The following is an 18,642-nucleotide window of genomic DNA, read 5'->3' as shown; positions in this document are numbered from 1 at the left end:
TCGGAGCAGGCGCCGGCCGGTAGCGTCACCGCCATGGATGTCGATGACGTCGCCGGCCGGCTCGGCGTGCCCGCCGAGGAGGTCGACCGGGTTCACCGGCTCGCCGGTGACCGGCCCTCCGCGCCGCTGCCCGACCGGGCGGACGCGCCCGCCCTGCTGGCCCGGCTCGCGGTCCGCCCCGACGAAGCCGCCGAGATCCTGGCGGGCTGGCCGGAGCCCGGCTCGCCACTGTGGACCCCTGAGCTGCGCTGGCTGCTCGACCGCTCGATCGCCCTGGTCCGCGCCGACCTCGGCGGCCACGCCTGGCTACCGCCCGGCCCGGCGCTGCCCCGCGAACGGGGCCCGGCCTGGCGGCACCTCTACACGTACGCGTACCTCGCACTGGTCGACGTCGTCCGGGCCTACCACAGCGACCACGGCGTCCCCGACGACGTGTCCTGGGCGACGCTCGCCGACCTGGGCAACAACCTCGCCGTCGACAGGCGGATGAACGGCGAGGGCTGGCCGGTCATGCAGTGCTGGCTGACGCTGCACGCGCGCGGCGGCCTCTACGAGCTGGGCCGGCTCCAGCACCAGCGCGGCGACGCCGAGGCGATCGACCTGCACATCCCGGACGCCGGACCGCTGACCCCGGAGGCGGTCGACGCGTCGCTGGACCGGGCCCGCGCGTTCTTCCCGCGCCACTTCCCCGGCGAGCGCTACACCGCGTTCTCCTGCGGCTCCTGGCTGCTCGACCCGCAGTTGCGCGAATACCTGCCGGAGGACTCCAACATCGTCCGGTTCCAGCGGCGGTTCACGCTGGAGCCCTACCAGGAACAACCCGGGCTGGACGGCGACGTCGAGGTGCTGCGGTTCGTGTTCCGCACCCTGGACACGCCGCTGGACCGGCTGCCGCGCCGTACCGTGCTCCAGCGCGCGGTCATCGACCACCTCCGGGCCGGTCGCCACTGGCAGTGGCACCGGGGCCGCTTCCCCATGTAGTCACGTCAGCGGCCGCAGGCCGCCCCGGTCCGGACCGGGATGCGGCGGCGGCGCTCCGCGGGCCAGCCAGGCGTCGAGCGCGGCCTGGTCGCCGAACAGCAGCACCGGCGGTCCGGCCGGGTCGGCCGCCCAGGCCCGCAGGCGTCGGCGTGCCCGGCCGAACCCGGTCAGGTGCCACACCAGGATCGAGTCCCGGGACAGCACGCTGCGCAGCGTCTCCCGGTTGCCGTTGCAGATCAGCTCCCCGCCGGCCAGCCGCCGCAGCGTGCGCCGCAGCAGCCGCCGGAACGAGACCCCGCGCGGAAGGTCCAGGCCGATCACCAGGTCGGCGCGGCCGAGGACCACGTCCCGCCAGCCGTGGTACGCGCCGTCGACGATCCAGCTGTCGCGCCGGCAGATCGCCTCGATCCGGCGACGCTGCTCCGCCACCGGCACCTCGACCCAGCCGGGCTCCCACAGCAGGTCGTCGACCGGATACCAGGGCAGGCCGAACCGCTGCGCCAGATGCGCGGCGAGCGTCGACTTACCGGAGCCGTGGATCCCCTCGACCAGGATGCGGGCCGGGGCGGTCATGGCAGCAGCGTAGGCACCGCGCGCACCCGGTGCGATCCGGGCGGCCCGGTCAGTGCACGACGGCGACCGACGGCGCCGCCTCCAGTCCGGCGAGCTGGGACGGCCGCACGACCACCAGCAGCACCACCAGCGCCGCCACCATGCCGCCGGCCACCACCAGCGCCATCGCCACCGCGCCGGTGCCGAGCACGCCCACCAGCGGCGCGGCCACCGCGCCCACGCCGAACTGCACCGCGCCGAGCAGGGCCGAGGCGGTGCCGGCCGCCTCCCCGTGGCGGGACAGCGCCAGCGCCGGGGCGTTCGGCATGGCCAGGCCCGCCGCCGCCAGCACCAGCCACAGCGACACCAGCAGGGCGGGCAGCCCACCGAAGCCGGTCGCGGCGAACACCACCAGGGCCAACCCGGCCACCGTGCCCGCCACCAGCGAGGTCACCAGGATCCACTGCGACGGGTAGCGCCGCAGCAGCCGCACGTTGTACTGGGTGGCGCCGATCAGGCCGATCGCGCCCGCGCCGAACGCCAGGCCGAACTGCTGCTCGTCGAGCCCGTACCCGTCCTGCAGCACGAACGACGAGCCCGCGACGTACGCGAACAGCGCGGCCATCGCGAGCCCGGCGACCAGGACGAGGCCGACGAAGACCCGGTCCCGCAGCAGCCCGCCGTACGTCATCACGGTCGCGACGACTCCGCCGCGCCGGCGGCGCGCGGGCGGCAGCGTCTCCGGCAGCGCGAGTGTGGCCAGCGCGACGAGCAGCACCCCGAAGACGGCCAGGACCACGAAGACACCGCGCCAGTCGGTCCACCGCAGCACGCCGCCGCCCAGCGTCGGGGCGAGGACCGGTGCCGCGCCCATCACCAGCAGCAGCCGGGACAGCATCGTGGCGAACGCCGACCCGGTGAACAGGTCACGCACCACAGCCATCGCCACCACAGCGGTCGCGGCGACACCGAGGCCCTGCACGACGCGCAGGACGCCCAGGACGGCGATGTTCGGAGCGACCACGCACAGCGCCGACGCCACGATGTGCAGCAGGAGACCGGCGATCAGCGGGCGGCGCCGCCCGACCGCGTCCGACAACGGCCCGATCAGCAACTGCCCGACGGCGAGCCCGGCGAGCGTGCCGGTGAGCGTCAACTGGACCGCCGCCGACGTGGTCGCGAAGTCGGTGACGATCGCGGGCAGCGCGGGCAGGTACATGTCGATCGTCAGCGGACCCACGGCGATCAGCGAGCCGAGGACCAGCACGAGCTTGAGCCGCCGGCTCCGGCTCATCAGGTCGCCCGGGGTGGGCGTCGGGGCGGCATCGGTCGTCTGGGGCGTCCCGGCCCGGTCGTGCGACCGGGCGCGGGAGGGTGCGGCACTCACACAGTGAGTCAAATGCGCCCCCGGTGATCACATTCCCGTCCCGGCGAGAGGTAACGCAGGTCACGCGCCCCGGGCGGGCCTCCTCACCGTTGCAGCGCGTCGCCGAGCGCGGCCAGGTACGCCCCGGCCTGCGCCCCGTTGACCAGCCGGTGGTCGTAGGCCAGGCCCAGGTCCGCCACCGTGCGCTCGCGTACCCCGCCGTCGCCGTCGAGCACGACCTCACGGTGCACGTCCGGCACCGACAGGGCACAGGTGACGCCGGGCGGGATGATCGGCCGGGCCACCGTGACGCCGGGTGTGTCGTTGAGCGCGACCAGGACGTTCATGCCGGCCATGTCCTCCTCGCGGAGCCGGCCGCGCAGCGCCTTCATCCGCAGCGCGACCACGGCGTCGGCGAGGTCGCCGAGGTCCAGCCCGGCCGCGTCCCGGATCACCGGCAGGAACAGTCCGGTGCCGACGTCGACGGTGAGCCCGATCGACGGCGCTTCCGCGTCGAGGATCAGGCCGTCGTTGGTGAGCCGGGGTACGTCCACCGGGACGCCCGACGGCGCCGCCGAGGTCGGATCCGGCGGCGGCGGACCGGCAGGCGAGGAATCGGTGCGCGGCACCGGAACCGCGGCGGGCAGGCGCATGATCCGGTCCAGGATCGCCTCCGTGCCGAGCAGCACCGTCCGTTCCAGGTGCGGCGCGGACGGGATGACCCGGTCGGCGGAGCTGACCAGCTCTACCGGGCCGCGCAGCAGTGGCCAGGCCTCGGCGTGCAGGCGGGCGGCGACCTCGCTCCCCCACGTACCGCCCGCGGTGCTCTCCTCGGCGACGATCACGCCGTGCGCGCCGTCGAGCAGGTCGCGCAGGCCGTCCACGTCCACCGGGTAGAGCCGCGCCGGGACCAGCACCTCGACCGTACGTCCCCGCTCGGCGGCCCGGGTGGCGGCGGCTATCGCCCGGTCGGCGACCCCGCCCGGCGCGATGACGAGCGTGGGCGCGCCGGTGGCGTCCGGGTCGTGGACGCGGGCCCAGTTGCCGTCCGCGCCGCGCAGCTCGAAGGCGAGGCGGTCGTCGACGCGGCCGTCCACGTACCGCCGCCGGGTGTAGAGGACCTTGTCCTCGAACAGCATCGCCGGTTCGTCGCGGCGCAGCGCGGCGGCCAGCACGTCGGCCGCGTCGTGCAGCGGGGACAGCTCGTACAGCGCGAGGTGCGGAATGCCGATGAAGTGCTTCTGCGGGCTCTGGCTGTGCGTCGCGCCGTAGCCCCGCCCGCCGCCGACCGGGCAGCGGATCACCACCCGCATCGGGGTGCGCTCGCCGTACATGGCGACGGACTTGGTGATCAGGTTGAGGATCGGGTCGAAGGCGAGACCGGCGAAGTCCCCGAACATGATCTCGACGATCACTGTGTCGCCGCACAACGCCAGGCCGCCCGCGACGCCGGTGATGCCGTTCTCGCTCAGCGGCGTCGACAGCACCCGGTCCGGGTAGGCGGTGGAGAGCCCCTGGGTCACCTTGAACGCCCCACCGTACGGGTCGGCGACGTCCTCCCCCAGCAGCCAGGCCCGCTCGTCGGCGGCGAACAGCGCGTGCAGGGCCCGGTTGAGGTTGCGGCTGACCCGTTCGGCGCGCGTCACGCCGCCGCTCCGCGCGCGAGCGGCCGGGCCAGCACCTCGGCCGAGACCTCCGCGACCCGCTGCCGGGCCCGCGCGTCGGCGGCCGCGAACCGCTCCGGGTACGCCTCGGCGTACCGCTGGAGCCAGTCGAGGCGGCGCAGCCGGTCGAGTTCGCCGGTGGGCCGGGTGTCGTCGCCCTTGCTGTGCGGGCCGAGCCGGACCGTGTGCTGCACGAGCACGTGCGGCATCCGGGTGGCGCGGACCCGCTCGACGTGCGGCGCGGCGGCGGCGCGTACCTCGGTGAGGTCGAGCGATTCGGACTCGCTGACGGTGATGCCGAACCCGGCGACCCGGCCGGCGATGGTGCCGGCGAGCTGCGCGGTGGTCGGGGTGGACTGGGCGATCCGGTTGTGCTCGACCACCACGAGCAGCGGCACCCGCCACAGCGCGGCCATGTTCAGTGCCTCGTAGACAGCGCCCTCGCCCCAGGTCCCGTCGCCGATGTACGCCACCACCATCGCGTCCTGCCCGGTGCGGTTGAGGTGCAGCCCCACGCCGACAGCGGCGGGCAGGCTCTCCCCCTGCACGCCGGTGGACAGGAACCGGTCCCGGCGCAGGTGCTGGCTGCCGCCGTACCCGTGGCACACCCCGCCCTCGCGGCCGAGCAGTTCCGCCAGCAGGCCCTCCGGGTCGCCGCAGTGCGCCAGGTAGTGCCCGTGGCCGCGGTGGTTGCTGAACACGAAGTCGCCGGTCAGCAGCGGGGCCAGCGCGACCGGGACGTACTCCTGACCGAGGCAGGTGTGCGTGGTGCCGGCGAGGTGACCGTCGGCGTACAGGCGCAGCAGGTGCTCCTCGAAGCGGCGGATGAGCAGCCCCGCGTCGAGGTCGGCGTCGTCGAGCGGGGCCGGCGCGGCTGTCACTCCGGCACACCCCGCTGGGCGAGCAGCGCGCGCAGGTCGGCCACCGACCGCACGGTCCGGATCTCCCGGGGCGTCAGCGAGATCCGGTACGCGTCCTCGACGGCCGCGACGATCTGGAGGTGACGCAGGCTCACCCACGCGGCGCTGGTCGCGGGGCCGGTCTGCGCGTCGACCTGGTCGACGGGCAGTTCCAGCACGTCGGCGACGAGCCGCACCAGCCGGCTGGACATGCTCATACCTCGATGATCGTACAGGCCCAGTGGGTGCCCCGGCCCAACGAGATCAACGCGACCCGGTCGCCGTCGTGCAGCTCACCGGCGTCGAACAGGCGGCTCAGTCCGAACAGCTGGTCCGCCGCGCCGAGATGCCCGTACTCGGCCGCCAGATCCCGGTTGGTCCGCTCCGGCGGCACCTTGTGGGCCTCGGCGAGCGACGTCATGGCGCGTTCGTTGTCGGCGACCAGGATCAGCCGCGCCAGGTCGGCGACTGTGACGCCGGCCCGCTCGCAGGCGCGTTCGGTGACCCGCACCATCCGCTCGTCGAGGTGGCGGGCGTACTGCGCGAACTGCTCGGGGTCGTAGTCGAAGAACTCCATCACGTGCCACACGTCGCGGGCGGCGGGCGGCTCGGCGCCGGGTGCGAACGGCGCCGCCGCGCCACCGCCGTCGAGCCGGTAGAACCCGGCGTAGCGGCCGTCGGTGGCCGCCTCGGTGACCTGCCAGCGCAGCCGGGGATGCCCGCGCCGGGCCACTGTGGCCACCGCGCCGTCGGAGAACACCATCGGCTGGGTGTCCATCCGGTTCCAGTACGCCTCGCAGGTCCGGTTCGCGGCCACCACGAGCGCGGTGTCGTACTCCGGGTGGGTGGCGAACTTGCCGGCGACGGTGTCGAGGCTGAGCACGCCGGTGGTGCACGCCTGGGTGAGCAGCACCGCTTCGGCGCCGGCCGCGCCGAGCCGGTACGCCAGGTCGGCGGCGGCGTCCCAGTAGAGGTGTTCGGTGAGGTCGGTGACGGCGAGCACCAGCAGGTCCACCTGCGCGGCGGGCAGCGTGGCGGCGTCCAGGGCGCGGCGGGCGGCCCGCTCGGCGAGGTCGGTCAGACCGACGTCCGGCGCGGCGCGGTGCACCCGCCGGTAGCCGTACCCGAGGACGCGGTTGACGTCGTCGGTGTACTGCGCCACCACGTCGGCGACGGGCGCCGGGTCGCCGAGCGCCTCACCGAAGGACACCAGCCCGAAGCTCATGCTCGACCGTCCCGCCGCAGATCCGCCGCTGCTTACCATTCCCCCATGCCCCGAGAGCATCTCACGTCCCTGCCCGGAAGCCGTTGGCACGTATGGCGTTCCGCGTTGATCCGGTCGGCCGGTTTTCCGGCCGACGGGATGAGCCGGTTCGCCGCTCCGGCGCTCGCGGAGGCGGCCGACCGGCACCTGCGCGGGGACGGCGACGCCGCGGAGTTCGCTGCGGCGTTCGACGCCGCCGCGGCCGACCTCGGGCAGGCGGTCTACGACATCGCCTGCGACGACGCCTTCCGTACGGCGCTGACCTGGCAGAACCCGGCGGTCCTGCTCGCCGTCGACGCGATCCGGCGCGACGGCCCGCACGCCCCGCGCAACCTGCGCCGGCGGCACCGGGAGGAGGTCGTCGCGAAGTACTGGCAGCGGTACTGCCTGAAGAACGACACGGTGGGCTTCTTCGGCCCGATCTGCTGGACCGAGCTGGGCGGCAGCGGTCCGGTCGCGACGGTGCGTCCCGGCGCGGCGCTGACGCGTACCCGGAAGGTGTTCCTGGAGCGGTGGGGCCTGGACGCGCTCGCGGAGGCCTTCGCCCGCGTGCCCGGCGTGCGGGACTGGCTGCCGGTGCGGCTCGCCCCGCACCTGAGCCTGCGCGACCGTGTGCTGCGGCATCCGCACCATCCACCGCAGACACTTCCGGCGGCGACGGCCGTGCTGCTCACGCTGGCGCGGCGCGGACCGCGCGTGGCCGACCTGGTCGCCGCGCTGCTCGCGGACCCGGCGAGCGGCTTCCGCCGGGCCGCTGACGTGCACGCGCAGCTCGACGACCTGGCCGGGCGCGGCGTGCTGCGGATCGGCTTCGACCTGCCGGTCGACCTCACCGCCGAGGACGCGTTGCGCGAGCAGCTCGCCGCGATCGGCGACGACACGGTCCGCGAGCGGGTGCTCGGCGACCTCGCGACGGTGAGCGACCTGCGCGACGCGGTGGCCGCCGCCGACGGCCCGGACGCGCTGGCCGCGGCGATGTCCGCGTTGGACCGGCGGTTCGTGGAACTGACCGGCCGGGCCGCGCGGCAGCAGCCCGGCGAGGTGTACGCCGGGCGCACGCTGTGCCACCTGGAGACGGTCCGCGACCTGGACGTCCGCTTCGGTGACGCGCTGCTGGAACGGCTCGCGCCGCTGGAACCGCTGCTGCTGTCGGCGCGGTGGCTGACCGCGGCGATCGGGCAGGCGTACGCCGACGCGCTGGCCGCCCTGTACCGCGACCTCGCGGCGGAGTCGGCCACCGACGACGTGCCGGTGGCCGACCTGTGGTTCCTGGCGCAGGCGGTGGTGTTCGGGGCGGATCCGCCCGCCGCCGCCGTCACCGCCGGGTTCCTGGACCGGTGGGCGACGGTGCTGGGCCTGGCCGACGCCGACGCGGACGCCCGGGAGCTGCGGTTCGACGCCGCCGCGCTGACCGAGCGGGTCGCCGTCGCGTTCCCCGCCGACGCGCCTGGCTGGGCCGCCGCCCGCATTCACAGCCCGGACGTGCACGTGTGCGCCCCGGACGAGGCGGCGCTGCTGCGCGGGGACTTCACAGTCGTGCTCGGCGAGCTGCACGTGGCCCTGGCGGCGTTCGACACGCACTTCTTCGCGTACGGGCACCCGGACCCGCAGCGGCTGCGCGACGGGATGCGCGCCGACCTGCCCGGCGGCCGGGTCCGGCTGCTGCCGCCGGTGGACTGGCCCCGGCACACCGCCCGGATCGCGGAGTGGCTGCACGGGCCCGGCGACGCACAGCTCGGGTTCGTCAGCGCTCCCGGCGCCGACCCGGACCGCCTCGTGCCGATCACCACCCTGACCGTGCGGCCGGACGACGACGGCACGCTGACCGCGCACGCCGACGACGGGCGGCGGTGGCCGCTGCTGGAGGTGTTCGCGCCGCTGTTCGACTACCAGGTGTTCGACACGTGGAAGCTGGCCGGCAACGCCGGGCGCACGCCGCGCGTCACAGTCGACGACCTGGTGCTGGTCCGCGAGACGTGGCGCACCACTGTGGGCGAGACCGGCCTGCACACGGTCAAGGGCGAGCGGGAACGCTACCTCGCGGTACGGCGCTGGCGGCTCGCGCTCGGCCTGCCCGAGCGGATCTTCGTGCGGGTCGACACCGAACTCAAACCCAGCTATGTGGACCTGACCAGCGGCGTCTACACCCGGCTGCTGTGCACGCTGCTGCGCGGCGCGCACACCAAGGGCGGCGACGGGGTCGGGCTCACAGTCACCGAGCTGCTGCCCGGCCCGGACGACGCCTGGCTGACCGACGGGGCCGGCCGGGCGTACGCCTCGGAACTGCGGCTACAGATCGTCGACCCGGCGCAGGTGCGGTAGCCACTCGGTGGCGTCCGCCGGCGCGTCGGGGGTCTCGGTGTCGAACAGGCGCAGCCGGCGTACGCCGTAGGCGCCGAGCGCCACCACGGCCAGGGCCAGCCCGGACACCACGAACGCGAACCCGAGTCCCCGGCCGGGGCCGGTTCCGATCAGCGCGCCGACGCTGCCGGCCAGCGCGCCGCCGGGGGCGAACATCGGTTCCAGCAGCGACCCGCTCAGCGGCACCAGCACGGCGAAGCCCAGCGGCAGCGTCGCCCAGGTCAGCGTCTGGATGATCGCCAGCACCCGGCCGTGGAACCGCTGCGGCACCTTCACCTGGATGATCGACAGGTAGATGCCGTTGTGCAGGCCCAGGCCCAGCCCCACGCCGAAGCTGCCGAGCGCCACCAGCAGCAGGCTCGGGCGGACGCCGCTGAGCACCAGGCTGACCGCCACGCCGAACGCGATGGCGATCAGCGCGGGCATCCGGCGCCGGGTCGGGCCGCCCCACACCGCGATGGCGAGTCCACCGAGGACGGCGCCGAGCGCCTCGGCGAACGCCACGGTGCCGACCTGGCCCATCGTGCCGAACGCGAGCACCATCGGCGGTACCAGCAGCAGGCTCGCCAGGCACAGGTTGTAGAGCGAGAAGAAGCCCAGCATGGCCCGGAAGCCCGGCTCGGCCCACGTCATCCTTGCCCCGCCGATCAGCTCGGCCAGGAACGGCTCCTTGCGGCGCCGGCCGAGCAGGTCGGGGAACCGCACCGCGGCCAGCACACCGATCGCCACCACGTAGCTGACGATGTCGATGACCAGGACGCCGGCCAGGCCGATCGCGGCGAGCAGGCCCGCAGCCAGCAGCGGCACCGCGAGCGAGCTGAGCCCGACCGCGAGCTGCGCGATGCCGTTGGCGTGCCCCAGGTAGCGCTTCGGCACCACCTGCGGGATCGCGGCCAGGTAGGTGATGCGTTGGAACACCGATGCCGCGCCGAGCACGCACACGAGCGTGTAGACGGCCGCCAGTCCCAGCCGGTCGGTCCACAGCAGCAGCGCCAGCAGCGCCTCCGCTGTCACCGCCGTCGCGCAGGCGGCCAGCAGCACGCGGCGCCTGTCGAACCGGTCCGCGACCGCGCCGGCGACCGGCAGTGCCAGCAGCGCCGGCAGGTAGGCGATCACCCCGGACAGGCCGAACCACAGCATCGACCCGGTCTCCAGGTAGACCCAGACCGGCACCGCCCAATGGGTCAGCGCCGAGCCGGTCGACGAGATGAGCTGGCTGGCGGTGATCGCCAGGAACCGGCGTACGCCCGGTTGCACGCCGGTCTCGGCGGTGACCGGATCGGTGCTGGTGGCCGCCAGTGCCCAGCCGTTACCCTGTCGCGGCGCGGCGGACGGCTCGGCGAGCCGGGGATGGGTACGGGTGAGCACCTCGGCGAGCGCCTCGGCCCGCTGCTTGACGAAGTAGTGCCCGGCCTCGTCCAGCACCACGAGCGCTGTGGACTCGCCGAGGAAGCTCCACTCGCGGTACCGCTCCTCGTAGTACTCGGTGAGCACGTCGTGGGTACCGACGACGGAGATCACCGGTGCGGGCACCCGGACCGGCTCGCCGTCCAGCCACTCGGTGAACCGCTCCTGCGCCTCGGCGGCCTCCCGGCGTACGTGGTGGACGAACCGGTCGACCTGCGCCTGGTCCAGGTCGGCCAGTTCCGCCCCGATCGAGCGCAGGAACGTCTCGTAGCGCCGGTCCGCGCCCCGGGAGTCGGCCCAGTCGACGAGCCGGCCGAGCATGTTGTCCGGGCGGGCGGTGGGGAACACGCCACCGGCGTAGATCGCCTCGATCGGGCGTCCCCGCTCGTGCAGCCGCCGGGCGATGCCGGTCAGCAGCGCGCCGCCGACGCAGTGGCCGTAGAGGACCAGCGGGCCGTCCACCCGCTCCTGGATCTCGGTCACGCACCGCTCGACCAGCTCGTCGAAGGGCAGCTCGGTGTCGCGGACGCCGACGTCGTGGCCGGGGATCGCCACGGAGAACAGCGTGTGCCCGGCCGGCAGCGCGTCCGCGAGCGGCTGGTAGATGCTGGCGAGCCCGCCGCCGTACGGCACACACACGTACGAGCGCACACGCTGGTCCGCCGGGACCGGCCGGGTCAGCTCGTACAGCAGCGGACGCTGCCGCTCGCCCTCCGCCGGAGCGTCGATCAGCGCGGCCAGCCCCTGCACCGTCGGGTGCGCGAACACGTCCATCACGCCGACGTCGACCTGCCCGTACGCCTCGCGCAGCAGCGCCAGCATCCGGATCGCCAGCAGCGAGTGACCGCCCAGCTCGAAGAAGTCGTCGTCCAGGCCGACCTCGGGCACGCCCAGCACGTCGCGCCAGGTGGCGGCCACCGTCTGCTCGACCGGGGTCACCGGCGGACGGCGCTGCGCGGGGGCGACGCCGGACGAGGGTGCGGGCAGCGCGGCGGTGTCGAGTTTGCCGTTCGCGGACAGCGGCAGCGCGTCGAGCGTGACGAACGCCGACGGCACCATGTACTCGGGCAACCGCCGCTTCAGCGCCGCCCGCAGCTCCGCCGGGTCCGGGGCCTCCCCCGCCAGGTACGCCACGAGACGCTGCTCGGCGGGCGTGGCGCCGCGCACGACGACGGCGGCGGAGCCGACGCCCGGCTGTTCGCGCAGCACCGCGGCGATCTCCCCCAGCTCGATCCGCAGGCCCCGCAGTTTCACCTGGTCGTCGATGCGGCCGAGGAACTCCAGCGTCCCGTCGGTACGCCAGCGGGCCAGGTCGCCGGTGGCGTACAGCCGGCCGCCGGGCCCGCCGAACGGGTCGGGGACGAACGAGCCCGCGGTGAGTGCGGGCCGGTTCAGGTAGCCGCGTGCCACCTGCACGCCGCCGAGGTGCAGCTGCCCGGCCACGCCGGCCGGCACCGGCCGCATCGCCTCGTCGAGCACGTAGGTGCGCACGTTGCGGATCGGCCCGCCGATCGGCACCCGGGTCACGCCGGTCAGCGCGTCGGGCGTGGCCGCCCAGGCGGTGACGTCGATCGCCGCCTCGGTGGGCCCGTACAGGTTGTGCAGCGCTGCGGACGGGATCGCGGCCACGGCGCGGCGGGCCAGGTCGGCGGGCAGTTCCTCGCCGCTGCACACGATCCGCCGCAGCGACCCGCAGCGGGCCGGGTCAGCCGGGCCGGCGGTGGACAGGAACGCGTCGAGCATCGACGGCACGAAGTGGACCGTGGTGATCCGCTCCCGTTCGATCAGCTCCCGCAGGTACGCCGGGTCGCGGTGCCCGCCCGGCGCGGCGAGCACCAGCCGCGCGCCCACGAGCAGCGGCCAGAACACCTCCCACACCGACACGTCGAACCCGATCGGCGTCTTGTGCAGTACCGCGTCGTCCGGTCCGAGCGCGAAGGCGTCCTGCATCCAGTCGAGCCGGTTGACGATCGCGGCGTGCTCGTTGACCACGCCCTTCGGCCGCCCGGTGGAGCCCGACGTGTAGATCACGTACGCCGCGTTCCCCGGTCCGGCGGCAGTGCCCCCTGCGGTGCGCGGCCGGTCCGGCGCGGTCAGCGGCAGCACTGTGCCCGGGACGGTCAGCCCGTCCGGCAGCTCGTCGGCCAGCAGCACCCCGGCGCCGGCGTCGGCGAGCATGAAGGCCAGCCGCTGCGGCGGGTGGTCCGGGTCCAGCGGCAGGTACGCCGCACCGGCCCGGTGGATGCCGAGCAGGCCGGCGATCAGGCGGCGGGAGCGGGGCTCGTGGATCGCGACCACCGACTCCGGTCCCACGCCGTGCGCGACCAGCCGTCGCGCCACCTGCTCGGCGGCGTCGGACAGTTGCGCGTACGTCATCCGGGTGTCGCCGTCGACCAGCGCGACCGCGTCCGGCGTGCGGCGGGCCTGGGCGTCGAACAGCTCCGCCAGCGTGGTCCGGCGCACCGGGGCGGCGGTGGCGTTCCAGCCGGTCACGACCGCCGCGTGCTCGGCGTCCGGCATGACCGGCAGCGCGCTCACCCGGGTCCGGGGCGCGGCCACGGCGGCGGCGAACAGCAGCAGGTAGCGGTCCGCGAACGCCTCCATCGCGGCGCGCTCGAACAGCGCGGTGCGGTACTCCAGCCGCAGCTCGTCCCCGGCGATCTCCAGCGACAGGTCGTCCATGGCGCCGCCGAACGCCTCACCCCGGCCGGTAGGCAGGTGGTGGAACGTGAGCTGGTACAGCGGCGGCACGCCCGGGTCGCGTCGTACCGCCAGCTCCTCGACGAGCTTCTGGAACGGCATGTCCTGGTGGTCCCAGGCGTCGAGCACGACCCGGCGGACCCGGCGCACGAGGGTCAGGAACGGTGGGTCGCCCGACACGTCGACGCGCAGCACCAGCATGTTCATGAACATGCCGAGCAGCGGTTCCAGCTCGGCCCGGTCGCGGCCGGCCACCGGCATGCCGACCACCACGTCGTCGCTTCCGGACAGCCGGTGCAGCAGCGCCACGTAGGCGGCCAGCTGCACCATGAACGGGGTCGCGGCGGCCTGCTGGGACAGCTCCGGCAGCGCCGCCGTCACGGGCCCGGGCAGCGTCCGGCGGACGTCGGCGCCGTCGAACGTGAGCGTCGCCGGGCGCGGCCGGTCGGTGGTCAGCGCGTGCACGGCGGGCAGGCCGGTCAGCGCCTCCCGCCAGTGGTCGCGCAGCTCGTCCCACCGGGGGCCGTCGAGGCGGTCGCGTTCCCAGGCCGCGTAGTCGGCGTACTGGATCGGCAGTTCGGGCAGGTCCGGCGCGCGGCCCGCGACGGCGGCGGCGCACAGCTCGGTCAGCTCGGCGCGCAGGTGCAGCAGGGACGTGCCGTCGAGGATGACGTGGTGCCCGGCGAACAGCAGCCACCAGGTGTCCGGGTCGAGCCGCAGCAGCCGGGCCCGCCACAGCGGGGCCGCGTCCATCGGCAGGTCGAGGCGGGCGTACTCGGCGACGATCCGGGCGCGGGCGGCGTCCCGCTCCGGCCCGGGCAGCGCGGACAGGTCGGTGACCGGCAACTTCACCGGGACCGTGGGGTGGATGTCCTGGTAGAGCCGCCCGTCGTGCAGGCGCAGCGTGGTGCGCATGGCCTCGTGCCGGTCGGTGACCGTCCGCAGCGCGGCGAGCGCCTGCTCCGGCCCGGCACCCGTCGGCAGGGTGACCGCGTCGGTCATCGTGAACAGCGGTTGCCCGGGGCTGAGCTGGGCGGTGAACCAGACCCGCTCCTGGGCGTACGAGGCGGGAACGGTGTAGACGTCGTCCACCGGCGTGACGTCGTGGCGTGACTCGGTCATCCCGGCCGTCCCGGTCGGCGCAGGCGCGGGATGGGCGCCTCGGCCGGCGGGGCGGCGCGCAGCGACTCGATCCGGGCGGCCATCGCCGCGACTGTGGGCGCGTCGAACAGCACCCGCATGGACAGCCGGGCGCCCACCGCCTGCCGGATCCGCAGCACCAGCTGGGCGGCCACGAGCGAGGTGCCGCCGAGCCGGAAGAAGTCGTCGTGCGGGCCGACCTCGGTCACGCCCAGCACGTCACGCCAGATCCGGGCGACGGTGTCCTGCAGGTCGCCGTCGGCGGCGGTCACCGTCGAGGCGGTGGCCGCCGTGGTCNGTTCGACGCGCCCACAGTCGCGGCGATGGCCGCCGCTCGTGCCCGGCGACCGCCTCCACCGTGTAGGCGCCGATCGCCACCGAGCCGGTCCGTCCCTCGGCGAGGACCCGGCAGGCCGCGCGCACCGCCGCGTCCGGGGCCAGCCCGTCGTGGTCGGGTACGCCCTCCTCCCGCCACGCGCCCCAGGCCACCGACAGCACCGGCGACCGCCAGCCGTGCGGGCTGCGCGCGTACGCGTCGAGGAACGCGTTGGCGGCCGTGTCGTCGGCGCGGCCCAAGCCACCGGCGAGCGCGGTCACCGAGGAGCTGAGCAGCACGAAGTCGAGCGGCATATCGCCGAAGACCGCGCGCAGCGCCAGCGTGCCGGTGACCTTCGGCAGCAGTTCGGCTGTCGCCTCGGCCGGCCGCGACCCGGTGGACAACCCGGTGTCGGGCAGCCGCGCGGCGTGCACGATGCCGTCGAGTCCGCCGAGGTCGTCCTCGATGTCGGCGCGTACCGCCCGCAGCGCGTCCACGTCTGTCACGTCGGCGCGCACGTGGCGGACCTGCGCCCCGGCCCGTTCCAGCGCCTCGACCAGGTCCAGCCGGGCGGTCCGGCCGACCAGCACCAGCCGCGCGCCCCGGCGGGCCAGTTCGGCGGCGAACGCCCCGCCGATCCGGCCCAGTCCACCGGTGATCAGGTAGCGCCCGCCGTCGCGCACTGCCGGCCCGGCACGCCGGCGCGCCGGTGCCGCCGCGAACCCGCGCGTCCAGCGGCGCCCGCCCAGCCGCAGCGCGACCGCCTCGGCCCGCTCGGCGCCGAGCAGCTCGTCCGCCAGCGCGTCCGCGCCCGGCTCGGCCGGGTCTGCGTCCACCCAGTGGCAGCGCAGTCCCTGACGTTCCAGCGGCACCGAGCGCACCACCCCGGCGACTGTGGCGTGTTCCGGGCGCAGCAGGTCGGAGCCGGTCACGTCGGCCGTCCCGGCGGTCACCACGTCCAGCGTCACGTCAACGGCCGGCAGCGCCTCCAGCAGGGTCAGCAGCGCGAGGTACCCGTGTTCCTGGGCCGCCGCCACGGCGTCGGCGTCCGGGCCGGCCGGGTCGCCGTCGAGCGCCCACGCGTGCACGATCCGGGCGGCCCGGCCGTCGTCGGCGCACTCGTCGAGCAGGCGCTGGTGGTCGGCGACGCTGGCCGGGCGCAGCCGGTAGCCGTCCGGGCGGACCGCGAAGGCCGGTCCGGGACGTACCACTGTGACGTCCGCGCCGCGCTCGCGCAGCCGGTCCGCGAGCGCCGTGCCGCGCTCCCCGGCGGCGAACAGCAGCAGCGGCCCGGGCGCCTCGACGGGCGCGAGGTCGGGCAGTTGGCGCCAGACCGGCACCTCGGCCACGCCGTCGTCGTACCGCTCGTCGGTGGCCGGTTCGGCGGGCGCGGCCACCGGTTCCGGGTCGATCCAGTACCGGGCGCGCTGGTACGGGTAGCCGGGCAGCGGCACCCGGCGCGGCGTGCCGGAGGCGGGCAGCCGCACCGGCACCCCGGCCGACCACAGGCGACCGGCAGCCTCGTACGCGGTCTGCCTGTCGGTCAGCCGCTCCCCCGGCGCGGGCAGCGTGCGCAGCGGCGCCCGGGCTCCCGCCGGCAGGCTGAGCCGGGCCAGACCGGCGAGCTGCCGGCCGGGACCGCACTCCAGCAGCAGCCAGTCGTCGGCGGCGCCGGTCACGGCGAGCGCGGCCACTGTGGCGCCGAACCGCACCGGCAGGCAGAGCTGGTCGGCCCAGTACGCCGGGTCGGTGATCTGCTCGTCGGTGAACGGCGCGGCGGTCGCGGCCGAGAACACCGGCAGGTCCGGCGCCCGGCGCGGCACCGCCGCCACGAGCGCCGCGAACTCGTCGCGCACCGCCGCCAGCAGCGGCACGTGCATCGCGTACGGCGACCGCAGCGGCGTGCAGCCGATGCCGCGCTCGCGCAGGAGGACCTCGGCGGCGGCGACCGGTTCCGGCGCGCCGCCCACCACGCAGGTGTGCGGGCCGTTGCTGATCGCCACCGCCACACCGTCGGGCAGCAGCGCCGCGATCTCGTCGGCGCCGCGCTGCACGGCGAGCATCCGGCCCTCCGGCGCGGCCTGCACGAGGCGGCCCCGGGCGGCGGCGAGCCGCAGCGCGTCCGGCAGGTCGAACACCCCGGCCACGGTCGCGGCGACCAGTTCGCCGACGGAGTGGCCGATCATCGCGGCGGGCGTGACACCCCAGTGCCGCCACAACGTCGCCAGCGCGTACTCGACGGCGAACAGCGCGGGCTGCGCCACCGCCGGTCCGGCCAGCCGTTCGTCCGCACCGGGTCCGGCGTCGAAGATCATCCCGTTCGCGTCCCAGCCGAGGATCGCGGCGCACTCGTCCACGGCGGCGGCGAACACCGGCTCGGTAGCGGCCAGGTGCGCGCCCATGCCGGGGTGCTGCGCGCCCTGGCCGGGCAGGAGCAGGCCCACCCGGGGCGGCGCGGCGGCGTCCCCGGTGGCGCGGCGTTTCGGGTCGGTGAGCGCCGCTGCCGCCCGGCCCCGGTCCACAGCGACGACGGCGGCCCGGTGCCGGTACGCCGGCCGGCCCTCCCGCAACGTGTACGCCACGTCGCGCAGCTCCACATCGGGCGCGCCGGTGAGCCGCTCGGCCAGCCGGGCACAGGCAGCGGCCAGCGCGTCGGGGGTCGCGGCGGACACCTGGAGCAGCTCGCCGCCGCCGTGATCCGGCTCCGGGGGTACGCGCGGCGGCGCCTCCTGGAGCACCAGGTGCGCGTTGGTGCCGCCGAGGCCGAGCGAGCTGACGCCTGCACGCAGCGGTCGCTGGTCCTCGGGCTCCCACTTGGTCAGCGTGGACACCACGTAGAACGGGCTCGCCTCGACGTCGATGTCGGGGTGCGGCCGGTCGTGGTTGACTGTGGGCGGGATGAGCCGGTGCCGCATCGACAGTACGGTCTTGATCAGGCCGATCACGCCGCCGGCCGCGCTGAGGTGACCGATGTTGGCCTTCGTGGAACCGACGCCGCACCAGCCCCGCTCGGCGGTGCGCCGCCCGTACGCCGTGCTCAGCGCCGCCAGCTCGATCGAGTCGCCGAGGACGGTGCCGGTGCCGTGCGCCTCGACGTACCCCACCGAACGCGGGGCGACGCCGGCCACCGCGAGCGCCTGCGTGACCACCTCCACCTGACCGGTGACGCTCGGCGCGGTGAAGCTCGCCTTGGCCGAGCCGTCGTTGTTCACCGCGTTGCCGATGACCAGCGCCCTGATGTCGTCGCCGTCGGCGAGCGCGTCGGAGAGCCGCTTGAGCACGACCACGCCGACGCCGCTGCCGTAGACGGTGCCGTCGGCGTCCGCGTCGAACGGGCGGCAGTGCCCGTCGGCGGAGGTGTAGCCCTCGTCGGCGACGTACCCGACGCCGTGCGGCAGTTCCACGCACACGCCGCCGGCGAGCGCCGTGTCGCACTCGCCGCTGCGCAGCGCCTCGGCGGCCAGGTGCACCGCGACGAGCGACGACGAGCAGGCGGTCTGCACCGTCATCGCCGGCCCGCGCAGGCCGAGCCGGAACGCGACGGTGCTGGCCAGGTAGTCCGGCTTGTTGCCGAGCGACACGCGCAGCTCACCGGCGTCCGCGAGCGCCCGCGGGTTCCGCCGGACGTTGAGCCACTGGTACAGGTCGGCGTTGCCGCCCGCGTACACGCCGATCTCGCCGTCGTAACGGGCCGGGTCGCAGCCCGCGTCGGTGAGCGCGACGTGCGCGTGTTCCAGGAACAGCCGCTGCTGCGGGTCGGTCAGCTCCGCGTCGCGGGGGCTCATTCCGAACAGCTCCGCGTCGAACCGGTCCACGCCGTCGAGCACGGCGGCCACCGGCACGTACGCCGGATCGTCGAGCTGCTCCGCCGGGACGCCCCGGGCCAGCAGCTCCGCGCGGGTGCACCGGGTGAGCGACTCGGCGCCGACGACCAGGTTGCGCCAGAACTCCTCCGCCGACGCCGCCCCCGGCACGCGCAGGCTGAGCCCGAC

Annotated in this window: 11 protein-coding genes; 2 read left to right on the top strand and 9 right to left on the bottom strand. The window is 75.2% G+C overall.

The features are described 5' to 3' along the window. Positions 1–33: 33 nt before the first annotated feature. Positions 34–981, top strand: a complete 948-nt coding sequence (locus ABD52_RS08985) for an acyltransferase domain-containing protein (RefSeq protein ID WP_047891507.1) — start codon at positions 34–36, stop codon at positions 979–981. Here the strand turns inward: ABD52_RS08985 and ABD52_RS08980 are convergent, their stop codons facing one another. The 6 genes from ABD52_RS08980 to ABD52_RS08955 form a co-directional block, all read right to left on the bottom strand. Then, complete coding sequence (locus ABD52_RS08980; RefSeq protein ID WP_047891506.1) at positions 982–1,554, bottom strand: AAA family ATPase; 573 nt, start codon at positions 1,552–1,554, stop codon at positions 982–984. Positions 1,555–1,603: 49 nt separating this feature from the next. Continuing rightward, positions 1,604–2,827 (bottom strand): multidrug effflux MFS transporter, encoded by a 1,224-nt coding sequence (locus ABD52_RS08975; protein ID WP_047891505.1) that lies wholly within the window; start codon positions 2,825–2,827, stop codon positions 1,604–1,606. Between the two features lie 176 nt (positions 2,828–3,003). Further along, the gene (locus tag ABD52_RS08970; RefSeq protein WP_047891504.1) at positions 3,004–4,545 is read right to left on the bottom strand and encodes a 2-oxo acid dehydrogenase subunit E2; all 1,542 of its coding nucleotides are present in this window, start codon (positions 4,543–4,545) and stop codon (positions 3,004–3,006) included. Further along, entirely contained in the window at positions 4,542–5,444 is a 903-nt protein-coding gene (locus ABD52_RS08965) for a thiamine pyrophosphate-dependent dehydrogenase E1 component subunit alpha (RefSeq protein ID WP_047891503.1), read from the bottom strand. The genes ABD52_RS08970 and ABD52_RS08965 overlap by 4 nt, the downstream gene beginning before the upstream one ends. Beyond that, a complete protein-coding gene (locus ABD52_RS08960; protein ID WP_225319539.1) occupies positions 5,441–5,680 on the bottom strand; it encodes an acyl carrier protein in 240 nt (79 codons plus the stop codon). The genes ABD52_RS08965 and ABD52_RS08960 overlap by 4 nt, the downstream gene beginning before the upstream one ends. After that, positions 5,677–6,687, bottom strand: coding sequence for a 3-oxoacyl-ACP synthase III family protein (locus tag ABD52_RS08955; RefSeq protein WP_047891502.1), 1,011 nt, complete (start codon positions 6,685–6,687; stop codon positions 5,677–5,679). The genes ABD52_RS08960 and ABD52_RS08955 overlap by 4 nt, the downstream gene beginning before the upstream one ends. Positions 6,688–6,732: 45 nt before the next feature. Between ABD52_RS08955 and ABD52_RS08950 the strand changes: the two genes are divergently transcribed. Then, positions 6,733–9,048 carry a lantibiotic dehydratase gene (locus ABD52_RS08950; RefSeq protein WP_047891501.1) on the top strand — a complete coding sequence of 772 codons (2,316 nt, stop codon included), beginning with the start codon at positions 6,733–6,735 and terminating at the stop codon, positions 9,046–9,048. Here ABD52_RS08950 and ABD52_RS08945 read toward each other — a convergent pair. The 3 genes from ABD52_RS08945 to ABD52_RS08940 form a co-directional block, all read right to left on the bottom strand. Then, entirely contained in the window at positions 9,016–14,316 is a 5,301-nt protein-coding gene (locus tag ABD52_RS08945) for a non-ribosomal peptide synthetase/MFS transporter (RefSeq protein ID WP_047891500.1), read from the bottom strand. The two genes, ABD52_RS08950 and ABD52_RS08945, sit on opposite strands and share 33 nt — an antisense overlap. Further along, positions 14,313–14,543 carry an acyl carrier protein gene (locus tag ABD52_RS40700; protein WP_235437413.1) on the bottom strand — a complete coding sequence of 77 codons (231 nt, stop codon included), beginning with the start codon at positions 14,541–14,543 and terminating at the stop codon, positions 14,313–14,315. Before ABD52_RS40700 ends, ABD52_RS08945 begins: the two co-directional genes overlap by 4 nt. Positions 14,544–14,632: 89 nt before the next feature. Beyond that, positions 14,633–18,624 (bottom strand): type I polyketide synthase (locus ABD52_RS08940; RefSeq protein WP_235437412.1); only part of this gene is annotated, 3,992 nt, incomplete at its 3' end. Positions 18,625–18,642: the final 18 nt, after the last annotated feature.

The sequence above is a fragment of the Micromonospora sp. RV43 genome, from assembly GCF_001029515.1.
GTDB classification, from domain to species: Bacteria; Actinomycetota; Actinomycetes; order Mycobacteriales; family Micromonosporaceae; genus Micromonospora; species Micromonospora aurantiaca.
The sequence above is the reverse complement of the archived record's forward strand: the minus strand, read 5'-3'. Positions and strand labels throughout refer to the sequence as shown.

Bases quoted from the DNA above. Each gene is read 5' to 3' on its own strand.
- ABD52_RS08985 (WP_047891507.1), top strand. From the start codon at position 34: ATGGATGTCGATGACGTCGCCGGCCGGCTCGGCGTGCCCGCCGAGGAG.
- ABD52_RS08980 (WP_047891506.1), bottom strand. From the start codon at position 1,554: ATGACCGCCCCGGCCCGCATCCTGGTCGAGGGGATCCACGGCTCCGGT.
- ABD52_RS08975 (WP_047891505.1), bottom strand. From the start codon at position 2,827: ATGAGCCGGAGCCGGCGGCTCAAGCTCGTGCTGGTCCTCGGCTCGCTG.
- ABD52_RS08960 (WP_225319539.1), bottom strand. From the start codon at position 5,680: ATGAGCATGTCCAGCCGGCTGGTGCGGCTCGTCGCCGACGTGCTGGAA.
- ABD52_RS08955 (WP_047891502.1), bottom strand. From the start codon at position 6,687: ATGAGCTTCGGGCTGGTGTCCTTCGGTGAGGCGCTCGGCGACCCGGCG.
- ABD52_RS08950 (WP_047891501.1), top strand. From the start codon at position 6,733: ATGCCCCGAGAGCATCTCACGTCCCTGCCCGGAAGCCGTTGGCACGTA.
- ABD52_RS08945 (WP_047891500.1), bottom strand. From the start codon at position 14,316: ATGACCGAGTCACGCCACGACGTCACGCCGGTGGACGACGTCTACACC.